Source organism: Aneurinibacillus thermoaerophilus (assembly GCF_900099925.1).
Lineage (GTDB): Bacteria > Bacillota > Bacilli > Aneurinibacillales > Aneurinibacillaceae > Aneurinibacillus > Aneurinibacillus thermoaerophilus.
The window spans coordinates 21,635-43,327 of the sequence record NZ_FNDE01000012.1 but is presented as its reverse complement, the minus strand read 5'-3'; the positions used below and the strand labels follow the sequence as shown (position 1 = coordinate 43,327).

The window sequence follows — 21,693 nt, the reverse complement described above, 5'->3', positions numbered from 1 at the left end:
GGGAGAAAGATGAAACTGCAACATGAGACATTACGCAGTCATCTGGAAGAATACCCTTTTGCTGTTATTGAAGTGAAGCAGGAAAAGAACGATTGGTATGTGCTATCCGACAGAGGCAAAAAGCGTATCACTTATTGCACAGATGAAAACTTGCTACGTTGGTCGCATCATTGGCGCGAGTGTTTGGCTGCCAGTGGATTCCGGTATGTGGAACGTTATATAGCGACAAGGAGCGGCACGCATTGGATTTCTGATGATACTGGTTGCTATGCGTTGTCCGATTACTGGGAAAAGGACGATTCGTGGGTAAGGCATCCGTTCTGGCAGATGGAAGGATATTCTGTGCTTGGTATGCTTCTTGCCCGTATTCATGCCTGCTCTGACTACAAAATCAGGATCGTTCCCGGACGCTATTGCACAAAAGGAATACTTACTGAAGCAGCCTTAAGGAATAGTTATCGTTATCTGGATACTATAATGCAAAATCTTTATAACAGGAAAAGCGCTGAGGAAAAATGGCTATTTTACAATCTCTCCCGCACAGTGGAAAGGGTGAGGATGGCGGAGGCATTATACGTAGCAAGCGGGGTGGAACATGATGCAACCCCGCTTTCGTTTGCGTATATGGAGCTGGCTTCTCTTGTGCGCTGGGAAGGAGTATGGTACATTACCGGACTGCATGCACCCGTGCTTGCGCGGCGACATGAAGATACGCTTTCATTGCTTGAGCAAATCTGGCGTGCAGGCGGGGCGGACGGTGTGCAGGCGTTTCTTTCCGCATACGCGGATGAGCGTAGGTTGACAGTAGAAGAAAGAAATTATTTGCTTTCACTGCTGGCTTATCCATTACCTGTTTTATTGCGAATAAAAAGCGCAACCTCCCTGAAAGATGAACAAGAAAGCATTGCTACCGGCTTTCGGCTGCAATATCAAAGGGAACAATTGCTTGCATGTGTAATGGAAATGCACGGGTTATGCGGGGAGGGAAGCGACTGATGGAAAACATAGAGCAGCGGACAAAGCATGTATTACATGAATATGATTTACGCCTGCATAATCTTGTCCAGGAGGGGCAAAACCGCTGGAAAGCGGAAACAGACTGCGGGAGTTTTTGGCTTGAGGTAACGCATGAACACCCATTGCAGCTGAACTTTGTCGCTTCTTGGCTTCGCTATCTTTCGGCGCGCGGTGTGCGAAGCGTGATTCCTTTTTGTCTTACGAAATACGGAGAGCCCTGCGTGGTTACGTATGAAGGAACGTATTTGCTGCTTCCCTGGATTGAACAGATAGCTATGATCAAAGATTTGCCGGATTGGGATATAAAAGTATTAAAAGAGATGGCACGCATTCATAAAATAAGTGCGGAGGCCGGGGAACAATGGCGGGGATATGCTCCGGTTTCGCTTAGACAAGTTCGGCAGCGATGGGAAGAAGGAATCGCGAGAATCGAAGAGATAGCAGAAGCCGGAGGAAAAAGAAAGACTGCTTCCGCGTTTGAAAGAGCAGTAAGAAATAGCGCGGAGCAGGTTCGGCAATTTGCCGAGTGGGGCATACAGGAACTGGAGAAGGTGGCCGTGAGTAGCGATGTTTTACATTTATCCCGCGCCCTGTGTCACGGACGCGTCCATAGCAGGAATATTCTTGTCGGAGCCGGGCGACAGATCTATTTTATCAATTTTGAGCGTGCTAATTTCGATACGCCGGTGCGGGATGTAACGCTATTTTTCCGCCGTTATGGACCTGCTTGGGAATGGCGGAAAGGAAAGGGGAGGGAGTGGCTGTACGCCTACGAATCGGAGAGATGTCTTACGAAGGGAGAGCGAAGACTTCTAGCGTGTTATCTTATGTATCCGGAGCGGCTGATGGAACTTGCGCGCAAATATGTGCGCGCTTCAAAGGAACGGCGAGAGCAAATGGAACAACAACAAGTCCTAGCATGGAAGAAGCATCTCCGGCTTTTGCCGAAGATGCATGAGTTCGCTTTGGGAATCGAACAAAATTGAGCCGCAAACAAGCGACGGTTGCGGCTCATATATAATCAAGTAAAATGGCGGCGTATATCAGAATAAGTAGCGACAGCAGCACCACATCAAATGAAGTTGGAAACAGGATCGTGCGAATGAATTGGAACACGATAAAAGGAATAATGAGCTGCAAAGCACCGAAGCGAATTTTTAGATAGAACGGGTGGTAACGCCAGCGTCCTTTCATTTTTGCTAGGCTCCTTTCCATGCTTTTTCCTGCTTCCAGTATACGTCTCTTTCTAATAATAGGTGCGCGTCTACCGTTACTTTCCTAATACTACAAAGAAAAAAGAGGAGCAAATAAGGCTCCTCTTTTTATAGTATATATAATTCAAATTTTTGTAACGAAGTTGACAAATTTTTTTGATAAATGATCGTTGATCCCGAGAAGTAGGCGATATATCCTAAAATCGTAGCAGGGAGTAGTCACTAAGATATACTTTAACAACATTATCTCATTGTTTAACTTGTATGTCAAGTTAAAACTATCCTTATATTGTTAAATTCCATTATTTATATTTTGTGGGGGTTTTAGTATGTTGTGAAGGAAGAGGTACTTTTTAAGCACAAGGTAATTTCTTAAACAGTAGAGGGGGAGGTTGATAACATGTTAAGTAATGCTCCATTCAGTAGCGCGAAGAATTTCTGGTACAGTGCGATGTTCTGGCTCATCATTTCAATGATCGCCGGGCTTGTTGTGGCGATCAAGCAAATTTACCCTGACTTTCTGTACTTCCCAGGGGCGGATGCTCTTAATTTCGCGTTAACTTACGCACACATCCGCATCATCCATACGAACGGGGTTTTGCTCGCATGGTTGTCCATGGCGATGGTCGGCGCTATGTTTTACATTATTCCGAAGCTTACGCGCACGCAGCTGTGGAGTGAAAAATTGGGCAACATAACGTGTCTGATTTGGAACCTGGCGATCGCTACAGCTGTTGTCGTTATCTGTATGGGATATTCTACCGGCGTGGAATATGCGGAGCTGCCGTTATTCCTTGATGTGGGCGTTGTTCTTTTGTGTGTGCTGATATCGGTTAACCTGTTTATGACGATTGCGAAACGCCAGGAGAAACAGTTATACGTTTCGATTTGGTATTTTATCGGCTCTTTGATCTGGTTGCCGCTCGTTTATACGGTCGGCAATATCCCATCTTCCCTTATTGGCGGCGCCGCGCAAGCCAACATGAACTGGTTCTATGGACATAACGTTCTTGGTTTATGGTTTACAACAGTGGGGATAGGTCAAATCTACTACTTACTGCCGAAATTAACAGGTAAACCGTTATACAGCCATAAGCTTTCACTTATCGGTTTTTGGACAATTGCCACGATTTATGTGTGGAACGGCCCCCATCATCTGGTAAACGGTCCAATCCCGGTATGGTTGATGAAAGCGGGCATTATTCCTTCCGTTCTTTTAATTATTCCGGTTTGGACAGTGCTTGCCAACGTATTTGGTACAATGCGTGGCATGTGGTACAAAGTATCCGAAGACGTAAACATGAAGTTTCTTATTACGGCTTCCATTTTCTATTTGATGGCGTGTTTGCAGGGGCCTTTTCAATCATTGATGCAGGTAAGCGCAGTCGTTAAATTTACGCACTGGGTTGTCGGTCACGCGCATATGGCTCCATTTGCTGCTTTCTCATTTGTTTGCTTTGTGACGATTTATTATGCCATCCCCCGCCTGACGGGCCGCAACATTTATAGCAAAAGATTAATGAATCTTCATTATTATTTTTCTGTTATCGGCTTTTTGATGTTTGCTTTCACGCTCTGGATTGCGGGCGTTATTCAGGGTTTTGCGTGGATGGAGGGAAAACCATTCATGGAAACGGTTCAGTCCGTGCGTTCGCTTATCATCTGGCGGGCGATTGGCGGCACGATGATGATTATCGGTCAGTTCTTCTTCGTATTTAACATTTGGAAAACCGTGAAGTCCGGTACGAAATTTGCGACGGGGAAAGAACGTGTCGTTGCTTAATTTACGACAGGGAGGGGACGATGGTGGAAAGAAATGCATTAGCTATTTATCTTGCTGCGATTGTGCTTTTTATGATGGGGACGTTTGCGACGATTATCTTGCCGTTTTTCGATAAAGAGATGATGATGCCAACAGCGAATGCGGAAGCGCGCGATTACGCGCCGGATTCTCCAGAGGCGAAAGGGCGCCAAGTATATATTGAGAATGGATGTAATACCTGTCATACACAGGTGGTCCGTCCGGTGAAGGCCGATTTGGCGATGAATATTGGACCTGTAACTGTACCTGGTGATTACGCAAATGACCGCCCACATTTATTCGGTTCTAACCGCACAGGCCCGGATTTGATGTGGGTGGGCGCACGCACAAGCAAAGAGTGGCATATCGAACATTTGAAAAATCCGCAAAAAATAGTCCAAGGTTCCATTATGCCTAAGTATGATTATTTGAGTGATGAGGATATGAATAATCTTGTTGCGTACTTGATGAGTTTGAAGCCGGCTCCGGCGAAGTAACCGGGGAGGAGGAGGCGATAATATGTCTGATAAGCACAAAAATCATGAACAGCACGAAGAGCATTATGATGAAGTCATGGGAATGAAGCAAGGACACGGAAAAGTACCTCGTTTCCTAATTATTACGTATGCCGTGTTAGCCGTTTGGGCTGTCGGGTATGCGCTGACCGCCAAAGGGATTGATGAACGTCCGGCCGGTGGAGAAGCGGCACAGGGCGTAAGCGTGGAAAAAGGAAAAGGACTTTCCGGACAGTGTGTAGCTTGTCATGGTGCCGATCTGAAAGGCGGCATGGGGCCGTCTCTTTATGGCATAGTAGATAAGCTAAAGCCTGAAGGCGTGAAGGATGTTCTAACCAAAGGACGGGGCAGTATGCCAGCGTTGGGAGCTTCCTGGACGGAAGAGCAGAAGGATTCCATGGTTGAATTCCTGAAAACGTTGAAATAAATGAAAAAAGACCAGATAGGCCTTTTTCTGGTCTTTTTTGTTTTTCATAACCTCAGTGATATAATAAATGGAAAATATGAAAAAGAGTGGTGGGCAAGCATGCTGAACAGCGTACAGATTGTTTACTATATTCTCTGGTTTACGGTCATTGGAGGTCTGCTCTTCATGATGGTTAAAATCCTATCGTCGCGCGATTAACATAACAATTTGAGTGAATTTCATATTATACGTTTGGCTTGATAACGGCGGTTCAAAGCGGGTCGTATTACCGCATGAATATCGAGCGCCGAATGTGATGCATATAAGAGGTGCGAACAGCAATGAAGAAACTTTCCACGGTAGCCTGGCGTAGTCTTAAGCGAAAAATATCGCGCACCGTACTGCTTTCGGGAAGCGCTGCCATTACCGCTTTTATTTTGTTTGCAAGCTATTTTTTTGTTCTTTCTATGGAGCGAAGCATCGAAGCGAGTTCCAGCCGCTTGGGCGCCAGCTTAATGGTCGTGCCCAAGGGGTTCGGCGCTCAGGCAGGCGATATGATTATTTCCGGAACACCGACCAAATTTTATATGCCGGAAAGCATACTTGATAAAGTGCGTACCATCAGCGAAGTGGAAATTGCTTCTCCTCAGCTTTATCTGGAAACCGTTTCGACGGTATGCTGTCAGACGGCAGGGAATTTTCCGGTAGTCGCCTATGACCCAGAGACTGATTTTACGCTGAAAAATTGGACAGCCGCAGACAAAAAAGTAGGGAAATATGATCTAATTGCAGGCGCGGAGGCGGGCGGCAAAAATTACATTTACCACTTTGACAATGAATACATGCAGGAATGGATTACGCTTTTTGGTAAGGATTTTATATTAAAAAACATGATTTTCCCTACGGGTATGGGAACGGACAGGACGCTGTTTATTACGCTGGATGCGGCGCGCGAACTAAATCATAAAGACAGCAAGCTTGATTTTCCGGAAAACTCTATTTCTATTATCCTTGTAAAAACAAAACCAGGAATGGAGGAATTTGTAAAGCGTCAAATTGAGCGGATGAACTTGGAAGTTGATGTGGTTAAAGGGAGCGGATTGCAAGAAACGGTAAACAAACAGATTTTTCCCGTGAAAATGATGAGCTATATGATGATTGGTCTTGTGCTTATTATGAGCGCACTGCAAGTAATGACCATGTTTACCGCGCTTATTAGCGAGCGTCGGAAAGAAATCGGCATGCTGCGTGCCATGGGTGCTTCCCGCGCTGTTACGTTCCGCTTACTGTTGATGGAAGCAGGTTTTGCCTCCGTGATCGGAGCGGCCATTGGCTCTTTACTGGCTGGCGCGGCTTTGTACGATAATCGGATTTTACTTTTGCAACTGTTACAGTTACCGATGCTGTTTCCTGATTGGGTGACCGGCTTTTTTATCGGCGCGGGCACAACGGCGGCAACGGCGCTGATTGCGGTGCTGGCTGCGTTCTTCCCCGTGCGCTCTACGTTAAAGCTACAGCCATATGAAGCGATTCGGGAGGGGGAGCAATAATGATTTCGCTTGAGAATATTCATAAAACATACCGCATCGGGCGCGAGCGGAAAGTTCATGCCCTTAAGGGCATAAGCGAAACGATTCATGCCGGCGAATTTGTCGCGGTTGTCGGACCTTCCGGTAGCGGGAAATCGACGTTTCTTGCGATAGCAGGACTTCTGGAGCGTCCGACAGAAGGGACGGTGCGTTTCGATGGCAAAGACGTTACCGGTTTGAGCGACAAGGAACGGACGCGCATCCGGGCAGAACAATGTGGCTTTGTGTTTCAGTTTCCAAGCCTTATCCCGACATTGAATACGCTGGAAAATGTACTTCTGCCGAAAACATTGTGCCGCACATACAAAAAAAGCGATGAAGAATGGGGACGGAATTTGCTTGCACGGGTAGGGCTGGACGATAAGCTGGACAATTTACCTTATCAATTGAGCGGGGGCGAACAACGAAGGGTTGCACTTGCCCGCGCGCTCATAAATAAGCCTGACGTGATTTTTGCGGATGAACCAACAGGGGCGGTTGATGAATATAATGCTATTATCATCATCGAACTTTTCAAAGAATGGAACGCTCAGGGCAGAACGGTCATTATGGTGACACACGATATGAAATTAGCTGCTGAAGCCGGTCGTATTATCCAATTAGAGCAAGGACGATTAAAAATCTCTATATGAAATGAATAGCAGAAGCTCTGTCATTTTGCTTTCCTTGTCAACAAAAAACGGCTTCATGTAAAAAAGGCAACAAGCACGAAAAAAAGACGGTGACAGCTTCGTATTGACTATTTTCTCACAAACTGGGTACAATGAATAATAAGTTTATAGCGATAGAATCAGCGATGAAGAGGAAGAGTATATTAGGATGCCATACCAGAGAGTGGGCCAGCGGTGGAAGGTCTGCATGGAAGTACTAATAGAAGGTAGCCTTGGAGCTGTCTGCCTGAACAGATTAAGTAGGGTAGACCGGGATATCCCGTTATCATGAGAAAGCGAGCTGGCATGTAAAAAGCACGTGCAGGCTAACAAAGGTGGTACCGCGAACAAACTCCTTCGTCCTTTGGCTGGGCAGGGAGTTTTTTTTCATGTAGCAGAAGATTTTAGGTAAGCTTTCTATACTATTTATTTGGAATTTTTGATGGAGGTATTACGTATGTCGAATCAGCACAATCAAACTGAAATGCCGACGAAATATGAACCGAAACAGACGGAAGCGAAATGGTATCCGTTCTGGCGCGACAATGGCTATTTTAAAGCGGAGTGCAATCCGAAGAAACAGCCGTTCACGATTGTGATTCCGCCGCCGAACGTAACCGGGAATCTGCATATCGGCCACGCGCTGAACAATACGTTACAGGATATTATGATTCGTTTTAAAAGAATGCAGGGCTATAATGCGCTCTGGTTGCCTGGCATGGACCACGCCGGTATCGCGACGCAGGCACGCGTGGAAGGCAAACTGCGCGAAGAAGGTGTAACACGTCATGAATTGGGCCGCGAAAAGTTTGTGGAAAAAGTGTGGGAATGGAAAAAACACTATGCGAATGTGATTCGGGAACAGTGGACAAAAATGGGACTTTCCCTCGACTACAGCCGCGAGCGCTTTACGCTTGACGAAGGGCTTTCCCGCGCGGTGCGCGAAGTGTTTGTACGCTTGTATGAAAAGGGCCTTATCTATCGCGGTAAATATATTATTAACTGGGATCCGATGACCCGTACAGCACTTTCCGATATTGAAGTGGAGTACAAGGATGTGCAGGGCGCGCTCTATCATATGCGCTATCCGCTTAAAGATGGCACAGGTTATATCGAGGTAGCAACGACTCGCCCGGAAACGATGCTTGGCGACACCGCAGTCGCTGTACATCCGGAAGATGAGCGCTATAAGCATCTAATCGGCAAGACGGTTATTCTTCCTATCGTTGGACGAGAAATTCCGATTGTAGCGGACGACTATGTGGACCGCGAATTTGGAAGCGGTGCCGTGAAAATTACGCCGGCTCACGATCCGAATGACTTTGAAATCGGACAGCGTCATAACCTGCCGCAAATCCTTGTCATGGACGAAGCGGGCAAAATGAATGAAAACGCGGGAGCTTATCAGGGACAGGACCGTTTTGAATGCCGCAAAAATATCGTGCGTGACCTGCAAGAACAGGGCGTACTGTTCAAAATTGAAGAACACACCCACTCTGTGGGGCACAGTGAGCGCAGCGGCGCAGTTATCGAGCCGTATTTGTCTACACAATGGTTTGTGAAAATGAGGCCGCTGGCGGAGCGCGCCATCGAGGCACAAAAGGTAAAAGAGGGCGTAACATTCGTGCCAGAACGCTTCGAAAAAATTTATTTGCACTGGATCGAAAACGTGCGTGACTGGTGTATTTCCCGCCAGTTGTGGTGGGGACACCGCATTCCGGCCTGGTATTGTGATGATTGCGGCGAAATGACGGTATCGCGCGAAGATATTCACAAGTGTCCGAAGTGCGGCAGTCAAAACATTAAACAAGATCCGGATGTGCTGGATACATGGTTTAGCTCGGCGCTGTGGCCGTTCTCGACGCTTGGTTGGCCGGATGAAACGGAAGACATGAAGCATTTCTATCCGAACGATGTACTTGTAACCGGTTATGATATTATTTATTTCTGGGTTGCACGTATGATTTTCACCGCGCTTGAATTTACGGATAAAAATCCGTTTAAGTATGTATTAATCACCGGTCTTGTGCGCGACGCAGAAGGGCGGAAGATGTCTAAGTCGCTTGGCAACGGGGTTGACCCGATGGAAGTTATCGACAAGTACGGCGCGGACGCGATGCGCTTTATGCTGGCGACAGGTTGCACACCGGGGAATGATCAGCGCTTCCGATGGGAACGTGTGGAAGCGGCGCGAAACTTCGCGAATAAGATTTGGAATGCGTCCCGCTTTGCGCTGATGAACATGGAAGGCTTTACGTATGAAGATATTGATGTGACCCGGAATCTTGGGATAGCAGATAAATGGATTCTGCACCGTTTGAATGAAACGATTAAAGATACGACCCGTTTGCTTGATAGTTTTGAATACGGTGAAGTGGGCCGCGTGCTGTACAATTTTATCTGGGATGAATTGTGCGATTGGTATATCGAAGTGGCGAAGCTTCCGCTGTACGGCGATGACGAAGCGGCGAAGAAAACGACGCGTTCGGTACTCGCATATGTGCTTGATCAAACGATGCGTCTTTTGCATCCGTTCATGCCATTTATTACGGAAGAAATTTGGCAGCATTTGCCGCATAAAGGTGACAGCTTAATTGTAGCCTCCTGGCCAGAATACAAGCCTGAGCTAGAAAATCCGGCGTCTGTGAAGCAGATGGAACTTTTGATGGATGTCATCCGCAACGTACGCAATATTCGCGCGGAAGTAAATGTACCGCTTAGCAAGAAAATTGAACTGTTTATCAAAGCAAACGACGAAGAAACGCTCAGCTATCTTGAGGATGGTAAAGCGTATATTGAGCGCTTCTGCAATCCGGATGTGCTGAAAATCGGAACGGATATTCCGGCGCCGGAAAAAGCGATGTCAGCCGTCGTAAGCGGGGCAGAATTGTACCTGCCGCTCGCAGGCTTGATTGATATTGAACAGGAAATCGCTCGCCTCGAAAAAGAATTGAAGGTATTGGACGCCGAAGTGGAACGCGTGCAGAAGAAACTATCCAACAAAGGCTTCGTAGAAAAAGCGCCGGCCCATATTATCGAACAAGAGCGGGCGAAAGAAGCGGACTATCTTGAAAAGCAAGCCAAAGTAAAAGCAAGAATCCAAGAGCTCAGAGGGTGATGGTACGTTGACTGCTAAGTCGTTAGAACAGGCCCTTTCCTGGCTGGCCGGACTGGAGCGCTTCTCCGTCCGGCCTGGCCTTGAGAGGATGGAATATATGATGGAGCGCCTCGGGCATCCCGAGCGTCGCTTAAAGTTTATTCATATTGCCGGCACGAACGGAAAAGGTTCGACTGCTGCTTTTTTACAATCGATCCTGCGAAAAGCCGGGCATGAAGTCGGACTTTTTGTATCGCCTTATGTTGTTTCTTTCCACGAGAGAATTCAGCACAATGGAGAACCGATTGCGCCGGAAGATCTGCTTGCGCTTATTGAAAGAATTCGCCCGATCGTGGAAGAGATGAAAGATGCAGCATGCGGCGCGCCAACGGAATTTGAAGTCGTTACTGCGCTGGCGCTCCTATATTTCGCTACAGTGTCGTACCCGGATATCGTAGTTTGGGAAACCGGCCTAGGAGGAAGGCTGGATTCGACAAATATTGTCCATCCGCTCGCTTGCATCATCACTAATGTCGGTTTTGATCATATGAATATACTGGGAGGGGATCTTCACGCTATTGCCCGGGAAAAGGCCGGGATTATCAAAAATGGTGTCCCGGTTATTACCGGGAAAATGTCCGAGGAAGCGCTGGAAGTAATCGAAAGCGTGGCCCGTGAGCGAAAAGCTTCGCTGTATCGGGAAGGCAAAGAATACGAAGCGGTGAGAATCCGAAAGGGAGACAAAGAAATTCTTGATTTTAGCGGCACGTTTGGCATTTATAATAGGTGCGAACTCGGATTGGTCGGCGAGCACCAGATGCATAACGCCGCTGTAGCTGTAATGGCCTTGCAGGTACTTTCCAATTATTTTGCTCTCTATGTAGAGGAGGAGCACATTAGAACCGGTTTGCGTGAAGCAAAATGGCCCGGCCGTTTTGAAAAGCTTGCCGAAAATCCGGATGTAATTTTAGATGGTGCGCATAATGTAGATGGAGTAAAAGCGCTTACAAAAACGTTGCAGGACTATTATCCGGGTCAAAAAGTTTCTCTTGTTTTTTCCGCGCTCGTCGATAAAAATTACACAGAGATGGCAGAACTGCTTGCCCCTCTGTGCAAACAGGTGTGGGTGACGAAAACTGACCATCCGCGAGCAGCTGAACCGGAGGCGCTCGCTAACGCGTTCCGAACCGCCCGGCCTGATCTGCACATTTATGCTATAACAGAATGGCAGGAAGCCTGGAGACGGGCACTACATACGGTTCATGAGCAGGATGTGCTGCTTGTGGCCGGATCTTTATATTTTATTTCGGATATACGAAACGAGTGGAAAGAAAACAGGAAAGCTGGTGATGAATAAGATGGACACTCAGGTGGAAAAACAGCAGGAACACAAGCGAGAACATGTTCATTTTATTGGCATTGGCGGGTATGGAATGAGCGCTATTGCCCGTGTCATGCTGGATATGGGATGTCATGTCACGGGCTCGGATGTAGCTCGCAAAGAGCTGACAGATAAACTGCAACAAAAAGGAGCTCGTGTGTTCATCGGTCATCAGGCGGAAAATATCACGGGCGCGGATTTGGTTATCTATTCGACGGACATTCCGCAGGAGAATGTGGAATTAATGGCTGCGAAAGAACAGGCGATTCCGCTCATTCATCGTTCAAAAATGCTGGCGCGGTTGTTGAATGAGAAAAAAGGCATTGCGGTGGCAGGTGCGCACGGAAAGACAACAACCTCGTCCATGATTGCACTGGTCATGGAGAAGGCTGAAATCGATCCGACGTATATTATCGGCGGTGAAATCATGGACATAGGAAGCAACGCGAAAGCGGGCAGAGGCGAGTTTGTCGTGGCGGAAGCGGATGAAAGCGACGGCACGTTCCTCGAGTACTTCCCGTATATTGCGGTTGTTACCAATATTGAGCCGGATCATCTTGAAAATTACGATGGAGACTTTGAAAATTTAAAAAAAGCGTATCGTCAATTTCTTTCTCAAGTGAAAGAGAACGGGGCAGCGGTTGTATGCATTGACGATCAATATGTGACGGAGATGATTTCGGAAAAGAAGGAAAATGTATCGTTTGTTACGTACGCGATTAACAAAGAAGCCGATTATACTGCAAGCAATATTGAGCCAGGCGACCGTACGATTTCGTTCGATGTGTTCCATCATGGAAAATTGCTAGGCAGGATGAAACTCTCAGTACCAGGGCTTCACAACGTATATAATGCGTTAGCGACGACAGCGGTGTGCATGCAGGCCGGATTAACGTTTGAGCAAATTGCGGAAGCGATTATATCGTTTCGTGGGGCGAAACGGCGTTTCCAAGTCATCGGAGAAGTTAACGATATTCTCGTAGTAGACGATTATGCACATCATCCGACTGAAATTGAGGCAACGCTGGAAGCGGCCCGTTCAACGAATCGTCGCATTATAGCGATATTCCAGCCACAACGGTATACACGCACATTCTTCCTGCTGGATGCGTTCAGCCAAGCGTTTGGCGATGCGGACGAAGTCATTATCGTTGATATTTATTCTCCAGCAAATGATCCGGAAATTGAAGGTGTAAGTGCTGCAAGGTTAGTAGAACGGATTAGGGAGAACAGCAACCCAAACGCCGCTTATATTCCGACAAAGGAAAAAGTAGTGGAGCGGTTGAAGCAAGCCGTGAAGCCAGGCGATCTTGTCCTTACTATGGGTGCAGGAGATATTTGGAAAGTTGCGGAACAGCTAGTAAAGCATTTAAAAGAAGCATAGATATTTTCCGTTTTGTAAAAAATACAATTTCTTAAAAACGATAAAGAGCCTTTTTTCACTTTTACGAGCTGAAAAAAGGCTTTTTCTGTGGATAGAAAAGTTGACAAGAGGGAATTTTTTAGTAAAATCTTCTCTGTCATATCATAAAAAAGTAACAAAGAAAGAGGGTTCAATACATGAGAAATGTCTCTGTAAAAGTGAGGTTGATCATTTCTTTTTTACTAATCGTATTTATTTCTACTAGTTGTTTAGGATTTGTATCGTATAACGTAGCGAAGAAAGAGGTTATGGAGCAAACTTTATATAGTGGCCAAGAGAGCAATAAAACATTGAATACGTTTGTTAACGGAGTCATATATCCACAGGTAAAAAACATTGAGTTTCTGGCACAAAACATCAACTCTGCTGAAGTTGGAACAGAAGGTTTAAGACAACGATTGAACGATTTTCAATCTGCTCATTCCGAGCTTATCAATGCATTTGTAGGAAACGAGAATGGCTCTTATGTAAATGCGCCTAATGTAAAAATGCCGGATGGGTATGATCCGCGTAAGCGACCCTGGTATAAGCAAGCGATGGAAAATAAAGGGGAAGTTATTATTACAAATCCTTATCAAGCCGTTTCCGTAGATGCTGTAGTGGTAACAATTGCTAAAACAACGAAGGACGGCAAGGGAGTCGTAGGCATTGATTTAAATTTAAACCATTTAACAGATGAAGTGAAAAAGGTAAGAATCGGGAAAGAAGGCTATGCCTTTATTCTGGATGAGCAAGGTGAGGTGATTGTTCATCCGCATGAAAAGTATGGGTCTAAAGTCTCGGGTGTACAATATGAAGAGATCATGAAACAAAATTCAGGGGAACTTACATACATGGAAGGCGAGGAACAGATGAACGCCGTATTTTCCGTCAATCCTTTGACTGGCTGGAAAATTGCAAGTGTAATGCCCGAGTCGGAAGCCGAGCAGGAAGTGGCACCTATTTTTTACACCACACTTGTAGTAGTGCTTGTGTTTTTCGTGTTTAGTTTATTGCTTGCGTATATTGTCATCCGTTCCATTACTCAGCCTTTGCAAGATTTGAGGAATGTCGCCGAAAAAGTCAAAGAGGGAGACTTAACGTCCAAAGTTCAAAGCAAGGGCCGGGATGAGCTAAGCGTAGTGGGAACCAGTTTTAATCATATGATCGATTCTTTGCATTCTGTTTTGCAAACGATTAGCGAGAAATCTCATCTGCTGGCTTCTTCTTCGGAACAATTAGCTGCAAGCGCAGAGCAATCAAGTCAGGCATCCGAACATGTGGCGGCGATGACGCAAGATATAACGGAAGAAACGATACAGCAGACGAAGAGCATCGAGAAAGCTTCTTTATCTGTTGATGAAATGTCGAGGGGGATTCAACAAATCGCCGGAAATTCCCAAACGGTTTCTCTTGCCTCTTCTGAAGCGTTGGAGCGGACGGAAAAAGGAAAACAGGCATTGCAAACGATCAATGAAAATATGAGCATGATTACCGATAAAGTAGGAGAATTGAGCAAAGTTATCGAACGCCTTAGTGAACGTTCTAACCAAATTGGCAAAATTGTTGAAGTGATTACGGAAATCGCTAACCAGACAAACTTGTTGTCGCTAAATGCGGCCATTGAGGCGGCAAGAGCTGGAGAGCAAGGAAAAGGTTTTGCGGTCGTCGCCGATGAAGTGCGGAGTTTGGCTGAGCAGTCATCAAATTCGGCAGAAAAAATCAAAGCGCTCATTGCTACCATTCAGCAGGAAATGAAATATGCGGTTCAATCGATGACGGATAGTACAGATGTCGTACATAAGGGAATGAAAAATGTCCGCGAGGCAGACGAAGCATTTCGTTCGATTTTGCAGTCCATTACGGAAGTAACCACACAAGTTCAGGAAGTATCAGCGGCGGTGCAGCAAATTTCAGCCGGAGCGGAAGAAGTTATGCAAATCACGAAAAATGCCAAGTATTCTCAGGAACAAAACATGGAGAAAATGAGCAGCATTTCGAGCGCAATGGAAGAACAGCTTGCTTCCATGGAAGAGATTTATTCATCGGCCGCTGCGTTGTCAACGATCGCTGAAGAATTAAGAGATAATGTAGATAGGTTTAAAATGTGAAAAACCGGCCTTCTCTTGCCTTTACGACAAGAGAAGGCGTTTTTTATTCAAACTTTCGCGCTTCATTGTTGTTCCATTATTTCATAAATATGAAAGATAATATAAATGTATACACGGGAAAACAAAGTTGACAGTGATATGTATTGTGGTAAAATTTTCCCTGTTATATAGTAAAAATATAACAAGAGAGGGGAGGAAGAAGATGAGAAAAGCATTATCTATGGGACTGTTGTTTTGTATGATGTTTATGCTTTTTTTTACAAGCATTGGGAATGTTTCCGTACGTGCAGAAAATATTGCGGATAACGATGTAGCGTTCATGCAGTATAAAACGAAAATGCAGAAAGGGCACAAGGAAACGTTTACCGTCAATGTTGACCCGAGCAAGGCCGACGCCGTGCGCTGGTCGGTTTCCGATCCGAACGTTTTGCAGTTAAGTCATGACAGGGGGAATTCTGTTGAAGTGACTGCGCTGCAAGAAGGGAAGGCGACGATTACTGTATACTATGAAAAGGGAAGTAGAGGGGATCTTTCATTTCCTGAGCCTCCATCGAATGTAAAGAAAGAGAAACATTTAAAAGAATCCGGGAATCGTTCGCATCAGTATTCTTCCTTGTATGTGGAAGAAACGACAGAAATTAGCGGTAATGCTGATTTCACTGTAAACGATAATGGGTATTTTAGAGGAAACACCGCTATAAGCGGCAACCCTAAGGTGAACATCGGGAAAGATTCTTATTTTGAAACGGTGAAAATTAGTGATAACTCTACTACTACTGTTGGAGCAGATGCTTTTTTCTTTAAAAATCTTACGATTAGCGGGAATGCGGAGCTTACAATCGAAGGTGATGCTTATTTTTTGGATGATGTTGTAGTAAGCGGTCTTCCAAAAATTTGTGTGCGGGGAACCGTATATTATAAGAAAACAAAACCTAATGTTACATGTGCCAAAAACATTGAACCGATGGCTCAAACGAAGACTCTATCTGCAGCGATTACTGTAGAGGTAGGGCCGGCGGAGGAGCAATCACACATCGGACTGAATGGCACCATAGATCCGAAGCAGCAGACAATCGAGACGCAGGATGGGACGGCTGTAGGAGCCGTGAACGTTCAACTTACGCCGTACGGTAAGCCGACCGCCTCTGATTTGGTTCGTGAACCTGTCGATATTGTATTTGTGCTCGACCGCTCCGGTTCTATGGTAAGAAATGAAAACAAGATGGCGAAGGCGAAAGAAGCAACCAAGCACGCCATTGATTTGCTGGCCGATCACTCAGGTAGCAAAAGCGCAGATGATAGAATTGGGCTTGTTTCGTTTAGTACAGAGGCTGAAAAGCTAAGTGATTTAACTACTCATTTTGACACCGTAAAAAAGAGAGTGGAATGGGTTCATGCTGTAGGATGGACGAATTACTGGGCTGCCCTACATATGGCCAAGTCTATGTTTGCAAATAGTACGAACCGTAAGTATATTATCTTTTTAACTGATGGTGTTCCGACACACGGAAAGGGAAAAGATGGGGGAACAGAAGAATGGCAAATTGAAAAAGCGCTGCGGGATGCAGAGGAAGCAGCACGTGAACTGGCAGACAACTCGATTAAATTGTATTCGATAGGTTTTGGCAGAGATGTGCGCATGAAGAATCTAGAACGGCTTTCTTCTCTTACTGGCGGCGCTGCTTACGAAGGAACGATGGACAATTTAAAGTCCCTTTTCGCCCAAATTACAAATAAAATTAAGCAGATTTCCCTGGGGGAAGTCAAGGTGAAAGTGAAGCTGCCTTCTTCTGATGTACAGCTTGCGCCGGATACGGACGCAGTTGTTGATGAATCCGGCTATGTTACGATACGTTTCCCAGATGTGCCCTATACAGAGAATGGCCCTGCGATAGATGCGAACGAATTGAAAAAAGCGCTGAAATTGAAATTTTTAAAAGAAGGAACGTACTCTTTTACAGATGTTTCTCTGTCATATAAAACGTTCAATGGCAATGTGGTAACGAAACCGTTAGAGGCGTTTACGATTACGGTCGTTCCGCAACGGATTCCGGTTAGCGGCATTGTCCTTAACAAGACAAAATTGGATATGGATATCGATCCTGACCCAAACACCGTTCCGGAAACGCATTGGACAGAACAATTAACTGCTGAAGTAAAACCGTCAAATGCTACGAATAAAAAGGTGATATGGAGTTCGACCGATGAATCGGTTGCTAAGGTTGATGAAAACGGAAAGGTAACAGCCAAAGGAGTTGGAACCGCGCAAATTGTTGCCAGAACGGAGGACGGTGGCAAAGAAGCGCGCTGTAACGTTCATGTACGGTTGACGCCTTTATTTAAAGTAAAATCTGATGTAATCGGAGACAACGCATATGTGGTGATTCAGCCACAAAAAGATACAATCCTTCCGACAACGGCATGGTATGTTAAGGAAAAAGGCAAGTGGAAAAAGCTTACTGCAAAAAACGGATATTTTGAGAAGAAACAGATGGTCGTTGTTCTGGATAAAAAAGACGGTCAGCCGGTCAAGACCGATTTGGACATTTGGGCGGTTACATTAGATAAAACCGTGCAGGATGACAGCAACCCGGATGGTAGCAAAATACCTGAAGACAAACGACATGGTGAACGAAAAATAAGAAATGTGTTAGATCCAGAAGGAAATAAAATTGAAGATTATATAGAGCCGCTAGCGGAGATAGCAAAGTCACCGAAGGACAACCGCGCCGCCAGCGTGAAAGCAGGGTATAAGGTAAAGAAACTGCCCCAATTAGTACATTTGCGAATTGTAGATATGAGCATTATCCTGGAAAATACAAAGACGAAAAACACCCAATCGGTGCGACCGGAATTTACACCACCTAAAGAACTAAGTAAAGGCGATAAGGGGTGGGCTGTGCCGAAGCTTTTGAAAGCACCAAACGGCAAAACAGCAACGTATGATGTGAAAATAAAATTAATCATAACATTACAGTCTACCGAAGATTTTAATGTCGATAAAATTGATGCGGTAAAAGAAGAGGGATTGAAACAATTTACAGCGAGTAAAGATGCAGGAAAATTAACGATAAAAGGAACAGAAACTCTGCAATAAGAGGCAGCCGTTATCGGCTGCCTCCGTTTTTGCTCATTATGTCGATGTGCTCATTTCCTGCAATTTGTTTATATTGTGTGTCATATATGTCGATAAAGAAAGTGTCTCCCGCAGGCAATCCAGGTGTTTCCTGTTCAAAAATTCCCCGGTTAAATTGAATGCTCAAGTGAGAAGCGAGCTCTTCTGCCTCTCCTTCCCGTTTTGTATTTAATTCAATATAGCCTCCGCTTGTTCCGATTCCGCCTTTAATACGGTTTACCGATTCCACAGAGTAAATTTCCATTCCTTTTTCTGCTTTGTTGCTATCTGTGGCATCGGTTTCAGGTAAGGAAAAATCCGAATATAAAAAGGCGGACAGGTCAATGTCAGGTGTTGCTATCGGTTTTCCCTCATAACGGTTTGTCAGGATAACTTTTCCGGAAGCGATAATGGCCAAATTTTGTGTTCCCTGATTTGTCTTCTTCTGATTTGTCGCTTCACGAATTGTGACATTGCCGTCAACATAAATCGTACCTGTCATATCAATATCATTAACAATATCCAGATCTCCCTGAATGTAAATCGTGCCTTTATATGTGAAAGGTTCCCCTTCTTTTGTTGGCTCATCTGAAAATTGCCCTTTTTTTCCCATTTCGACTGTGACTTTATGTTCGGAAGGATTTTGCGGAACAATGAATAATTCTGAAACGTTATAGTCGTAAAGGGTTTTTCCCGTAAGCCGGACGGTTAAGGAAGGAGCCTCGATTTCCGGATCATTGGGCTTAGGCTGTCTTGATTCAATGAACATCCGCTCCTTTAGCTTCTTTTCATCTATTTTGCGTAAACCGTCCCCTTCTTCTTCGGAAGACAATGATGTTTCATCTACCACTTCATCAGGCTCCGGTGCGCCCTCTTTTCGTTCTGCTAGTTTCCTGTTTATATATTCACCAACTGTCTCATTATGAAATAGAGACAAAGACTCATCCTCTACGATTTCGATGACAGGCGGCTCCCAACCGGGCAGAAAAGGCTGCTTAGCTTGCAAATCAACGATATGAGAAGGAATGTCCCCCTGTGGCATAAAGATTTGCTTGGCTTTTAGCTCGTTTTTGGTCGTTTTTCGTTCCGCTTTATCCACCGGTGGAATGTTTTCTTTTTCAGGTGAATCCGTTTCTTTCGGGTAATTGGTTACATCATAGACACCTGCATCGTCCTGATCGGTAAGGAATACTTTTCCCTCGATGTACGTTTTGTTTGTCTCGTCCCCTCCGCTGTACCAATTGTTTTCTTTTTTATATCGGTATTGCTGGCTAGTGAGTACTTTGTTCGCCCGTACGTTTCCGATAATGTTGCTTCCTCCGAAAAAGCGTACCTCTCCCGGCGTGCTGATCGCATAATGGAATGGGCCGGGAACGGTATTAATATAAAACGTGGCTGTTATGTTTTCTAGCTTTTGGCCGTTCGGTTGAACCGTTCCATCCTTTTGCATAACAGCGCTCCCCGGCGGAATGCCAATAATAGAGACAGTAATTTTTCGCGAGTATGGTTGACTCGGTTCGGCGAATTTATCTTTGTACGGTATAGCAGCATAAGCGGTATATCCGATGGCAAACCCGCCTTCTTCTTGCTGTGGTAGCGGGATATATACATATTTTTTAATAGATTCTTCTGGTTTGTTAGAATCTAGCAAATCATTTTTCTTAGCTATTTTGTTTATGATCTCTATTATCTTATCATCATCACGCGGGTTCTCGAGCGCCTGTCTTACAGGATGGCTTGTGTTTTTTTCAAAAGCGCCTTCCTTTTGCGCTTGAGCCAGCTCTTTTTCCAGCGTTTCCCGAAAATAGAGCAGTCCGATTTCCGCCAGCATTTTCCCCTTGATTTCGTTGTCAGTAAATGTGCGAACTTTGCTCGATTGAAGCGTAACGCTCATAATTGATAAACCAAGTATGGCGAAACAAATTAAAATAAAAAAAACTGTTAACAGGGCGCCCCCTTGTTCCTCCTTAACTTTTTTCATTACAGCCTCACCCATTCTTCATATTGTTGACAGCAAACTCGGTTTTCACGAAACGGATGAAATGCAAAGGTTCGTTATCGCTTGAAGCGAGTGACTTCCGCTCCGTTTGTAACCGGTTTAATTCATGCAATACATCATTCAGATCGGTAAATTCAGCTTTTTGCCCATTGCGAATCGTTCCACTCTTTCCTTTCGGTGCGACGACAAGATAAATGGTCAGCTTGTCATTATGTTCGGTCACTGTAAACAATCCGCCAACAACATACCCTTCATCATGTTTAAATGTTTTCCAGACGTTATTTGAATCGTTTGTTATGTTTGGGTTACTTTGTGAATCGCCGCTTGAGAGTTGTGGGAATTGATAGAACGTTCGTTTTAGCATCGATTGTTGCTTTTTTGTTTCGGTATCGTAGGCAAGCTTCAAATCATACGTAATCAATCCATCCCGGCTCTTGCCTTCATCTTCAGGCGGAAGCAAGCTTTTACCAGCCAATGAATTTTTAAAAATAGCGACCAATGTGTTGTGCCTTGTTGGATCGAACGAGTCATTAGGTAATTCGAAATAAGAAGCATCCTGCACTGTATTTAAAATGTTTGAAAGAATAAAATCTGTTTCATTTTGTAAATCCGTTTCAATGCGTGTACGGTCATAAAGTGAAATACCAGATATATATATGGAGGACAGTGGAAGAATGATAGCAAGAAAAATGCCAACCGCCACTAGCAGCTCTACAAGAGTTACGCCACGTTCATTGAAAATTTTCTGATGGACAAACTTGCGAAACAGAGACATTGATTATTCTCCTTTCTGCGGATTGGCAATAGCAGTGTGCAGCGTCGCTAATACCTTGTCATCATTTTGTTTTTTGATCGTAACTTTAATGATATAAAGCTGATCGTTTTCCTCGAAAGGTTCAATCGTTATGGATGGCTGATACGTAATGCCATTCAGTGTAACGGTAGATAGCTGGCGTTCAACAGGCATTCCTTTGTCATCAAGCCAATCATTCTTGTGTGCATGGATGTCTTTATATGTAGAGCGAAGCGTGTCTGTTCCGAGCTCAAGCGAGCCGTTTCCCGTCTTCCATTGTTCTGCCACCTGTCTTGCGATATTCATGGCAACGAGCTGCGAGTCTTGTCTTTTAACGGTGGAAAAACTATTGACAAAATATACGTTAAAGAGCAATAGACAAATAGAAAATATGACAATCGCGGCGAGCACTTCAAGCAAAGTTATTCCTTTCTCATCCGAAAATCGCTCCATCTTTCTTTATCCCCCGATATACGATGATAATTTTGGTGAATCCCTCTGCATAGCAAGAACATATGCTGGTTTCAAATAGAAATTATGATAAATTTGTAAATTTGTTCATAAAAATACTTTTCTTCTCTGGAATATTGTACTATATTGATA

General features: G+C 44.9%; 16 protein-coding genes and 1 other annotated feature. Of the genes, 12 read left to right on the top strand and 4 right to left on the bottom strand.

What is annotated here, in order from left to right; genetic code table 11:
• Positions 1 to 9 precede the first annotated feature (9 nt).
• Together BLR88_RS08215 and BLR88_RS08210 are read left to right on the top strand one after the other, a co-directional pair.
• Entirely contained in the window at positions 10 to 996 is a 987-nt protein-coding gene (locus tag BLR88_RS08215; RefSeq protein ID WP_057897863.1) for a hypothetical protein, read from the top strand.
• Positions 996 to 2,003: a phosphotransferase gene (locus BLR88_RS08210; RefSeq protein ID WP_057897864.1), complete on the top strand. Its 1,008-nt coding sequence runs from the start codon at positions 996 to 998 to the stop codon at positions 2,001 to 2,003. The genes BLR88_RS08215 and BLR88_RS08210 overlap by 1 nt, the downstream gene beginning before the upstream one ends.
• A gap of 25 nt (positions 2,004 to 2,028) precedes the next feature.
• Here BLR88_RS08210 and BLR88_RS08205 read toward each other — a convergent pair whose 3' ends face one another.
• Positions 2,029 to 2,211 carry a hypothetical protein gene (locus BLR88_RS08205; protein WP_057897865.1) on the bottom strand — a complete coding sequence of 61 codons (183 nt, stop codon included), beginning with the start codon at positions 2,209 to 2,211 and terminating at the stop codon, positions 2,029 to 2,031.
• A 420-nt stretch (positions 2,212 to 2,631) separates the two neighbouring features.
• Here BLR88_RS08205 and BLR88_RS08200 point away from each other — a divergent pair, with 420 nt between their 5' ends.
• The 10 genes from BLR88_RS08200 to BLR88_RS08150 all read left to right on the top strand — a co-directional run bounded on the left by BLR88_RS08200 (position 2,632) and on the right by BLR88_RS08150 (position 18,280).
• Entirely contained in the window at positions 2,632 to 4,014 is a 1,383-nt protein-coding gene (locus BLR88_RS08200) for a cbb3-type cytochrome c oxidase subunit I (protein ID WP_057897866.1), read from the top strand.
• Between the two features lie 20 nt (positions 4,015 to 4,034).
• Positions 4,035 to 4,529 carry a cbb3-type cytochrome c oxidase subunit II gene (locus BLR88_RS08195; protein WP_057897867.1) on the top strand — a complete coding sequence of 165 codons (495 nt, stop codon included), beginning with the start codon at positions 4,035 to 4,037 and terminating at the stop codon, positions 4,527 to 4,529.
• Positions 4,530 to 4,551: 22 nt separating this feature from the next.
• Positions 4,552 to 4,974: a c-type cytochrome gene (locus BLR88_RS08190; protein ID WP_057897868.1), complete on the top strand. Its 423-nt coding sequence runs from the start codon at positions 4,552 to 4,554 to the stop codon at positions 4,972 to 4,974.
• 320 nt (positions 4,975 to 5,294) lie between these two features.
• Positions 5,295 to 6,503 (top strand): ABC transporter permease, encoded by a 1,209-nt coding sequence (locus BLR88_RS08180; protein ID WP_091260419.1) that lies wholly within the window; start codon positions 5,295 to 5,297, stop codon positions 6,501 to 6,503.
• Entirely contained in the window at positions 6,503 to 7,174 is a 672-nt protein-coding gene (locus BLR88_RS08175; protein ID WP_057897871.1) for an ABC transporter ATP-binding protein, read from the top strand. The genes BLR88_RS08180 and BLR88_RS08175 overlap by 1 nt, the downstream gene beginning before the upstream one ends.
• Before the next feature lie 155 nt (positions 7,175 to 7,329).
• Positions 7,330 to 7,560: a binding site (T-box leader), on the top strand.
• An 89-nt stretch (positions 7,561 to 7,649) separates the two neighbouring features.
• Complete coding sequence (locus BLR88_RS08170; protein WP_091260418.1) at positions 7,650 to 10,310, top strand: valine--tRNA ligase; 2,661 nt, start codon at positions 7,650 to 7,652, stop codon at positions 10,308 to 10,310.
• A gap of 7 nt (positions 10,311 to 10,317) precedes the next feature.
• The gene (locus BLR88_RS08165) at positions 10,318 to 11,646 is read left to right on the top strand and encodes a bifunctional folylpolyglutamate synthase/dihydrofolate synthase (RefSeq protein ID WP_254778266.1); all 1,329 of its coding nucleotides are present in this window, start codon (positions 10,318 to 10,320) and stop codon (positions 11,644 to 11,646) included.
• 1 nt (position 11,647) lies between these two features.
• Positions 11,648 to 13,054 carry a UDP-N-acetylmuramate--L-alanine ligase gene (gene murC / locus BLR88_RS08160; protein WP_091260434.1) on the top strand — a complete coding sequence of 469 codons (1,407 nt, stop codon included), beginning with the start codon at positions 11,648 to 11,650 and terminating at the stop codon, positions 13,052 to 13,054.
• 176 nt (positions 13,055 to 13,230) lie between these two features.
• Positions 13,231 to 15,183 (top strand): methyl-accepting chemotaxis protein, encoded by a 1,953-nt coding sequence (locus tag BLR88_RS08155; protein ID WP_091260416.1) that lies wholly within the window; start codon positions 13,231 to 13,233, stop codon positions 15,181 to 15,183.
• Positions 15,184 to 15,385: 202 nt separating this feature from the next.
• A complete protein-coding gene (locus tag BLR88_RS08150) occupies positions 15,386 to 18,280 on the top strand; it encodes an Ig-like domain-containing protein (RefSeq protein WP_091260414.1) in 2,895 nt (964 codons plus the stop codon).
• A 10-nt stretch (positions 18,281 to 18,290) separates the two neighbouring features.
• On the opposite strand, the gene BLR88_RS08145 is transcribed toward BLR88_RS08150, so the two are convergent.
• Genes BLR88_RS08145 through BLR88_RS08135 form a run of 3 tightly spaced genes read right to left on the bottom strand, consistent with a single transcriptional unit; the run spans position 18,291 to position 21,543 of the window.
• Entirely contained in the window at positions 18,291 to 20,279 is a 1,989-nt protein-coding gene (locus BLR88_RS08145) for a hypothetical protein (RefSeq protein WP_057897876.1), read from the bottom strand.
• A gap of 7 nt (positions 20,280 to 20,286) precedes the next feature.
• The gene (locus BLR88_RS08140; protein ID WP_091260412.1) at positions 20,287 to 21,072 is read right to left on the bottom strand and encodes a PilW family protein; all 786 of its coding nucleotides are present in this window, start codon (positions 21,070 to 21,072) and stop codon (positions 20,287 to 20,289) included.
• A 3-nt stretch (positions 21,073 to 21,075) separates the two neighbouring features.
• A complete protein-coding gene (locus BLR88_RS08135; RefSeq protein ID WP_057897878.1) occupies positions 21,076 to 21,543 on the bottom strand; it encodes a type IV pilus modification PilV family protein in 468 nt (155 codons plus the stop codon).
• Between the last annotated feature and the right edge of the window lie 150 nt (positions 21,544 to 21,693).

Excerpts from the sequence above, each read along its gene's own strand:
- BLR88_RS08215 (WP_057897863.1), top strand. The coding sequence starts at position 10 with ATGAAACTGCAACATGAGACATTACGCAGTCATCTGGAAGAATACCCT.
- BLR88_RS08210 (WP_057897864.1), top strand. The coding sequence starts at position 996 with ATGGAAAACATAGAGCAGCGGACAAAGCATGTATTACATGAATATGAT.
- BLR88_RS08205 (WP_057897865.1), bottom strand. The coding sequence starts at position 2,211 with ATGAAAGGACGCTGGCGTTACCACCCGTTCTATCTAAAAATTCGCTTC.
- BLR88_RS08200 (WP_057897866.1), top strand. The coding sequence starts at position 2,632 with ATGTTAAGTAATGCTCCATTCAGTAGCGCGAAGAATTTCTGGTACAGT.
- BLR88_RS08195 (WP_057897867.1), top strand. The coding sequence starts at position 4,035 with ATGGTGGAAAGAAATGCATTAGCTATTTATCTTGCTGCGATTGTGCTT.
- BLR88_RS08190 (WP_057897868.1), top strand. The coding sequence starts at position 4,552 with ATGTCTGATAAGCACAAAAATCATGAACAGCACGAAGAGCATTATGAT.
- BLR88_RS08180 (WP_091260419.1), top strand. The coding sequence starts at position 5,295 with ATGAAGAAACTTTCCACGGTAGCCTGGCGTAGTCTTAAGCGAAAAATA.
- BLR88_RS08175 (WP_057897871.1), top strand. The coding sequence starts at position 6,503 with ATGATTTCGCTTGAGAATATTCATAAAACATACCGCATCGGGCGCGAG.
- BLR88_RS08170 (WP_091260418.1), top strand. The coding sequence starts at position 7,650 with ATGTCGAATCAGCACAATCAAACTGAAATGCCGACGAAATATGAACCG.
- murC (WP_091260434.1), top strand. The coding sequence starts at position 11,648 with ATGGACACTCAGGTGGAAAAACAGCAGGAACACAAGCGAGAACATGTT.
- BLR88_RS08155 (WP_091260416.1), top strand. The coding sequence starts at position 13,231 with ATGAGAAATGTCTCTGTAAAAGTGAGGTTGATCATTTCTTTTTTACTA.
- BLR88_RS08150 (WP_091260414.1), top strand. The coding sequence starts at position 15,386 with ATGAGAAAAGCATTATCTATGGGACTGTTGTTTTGTATGATGTTTATG.
- BLR88_RS08145 (WP_057897876.1), bottom strand. The coding sequence starts at position 20,279 with ATGAAAAAAGTTAAGGAGGAACAAGGGGGCGCCCTGTTAACAGTTTTT.
- BLR88_RS08140 (WP_091260412.1), bottom strand. The coding sequence starts at position 21,072 with ATGTCTCTGTTTCGCAAGTTTGTCCATCAGAAAATTTTCAATGAACGT.
- BLR88_RS08135 (WP_057897878.1), bottom strand. The coding sequence starts at position 21,543 with ATGGAGCGATTTTCGGATGAGAAAGGAATAACTTTGCTTGAAGTGCTC.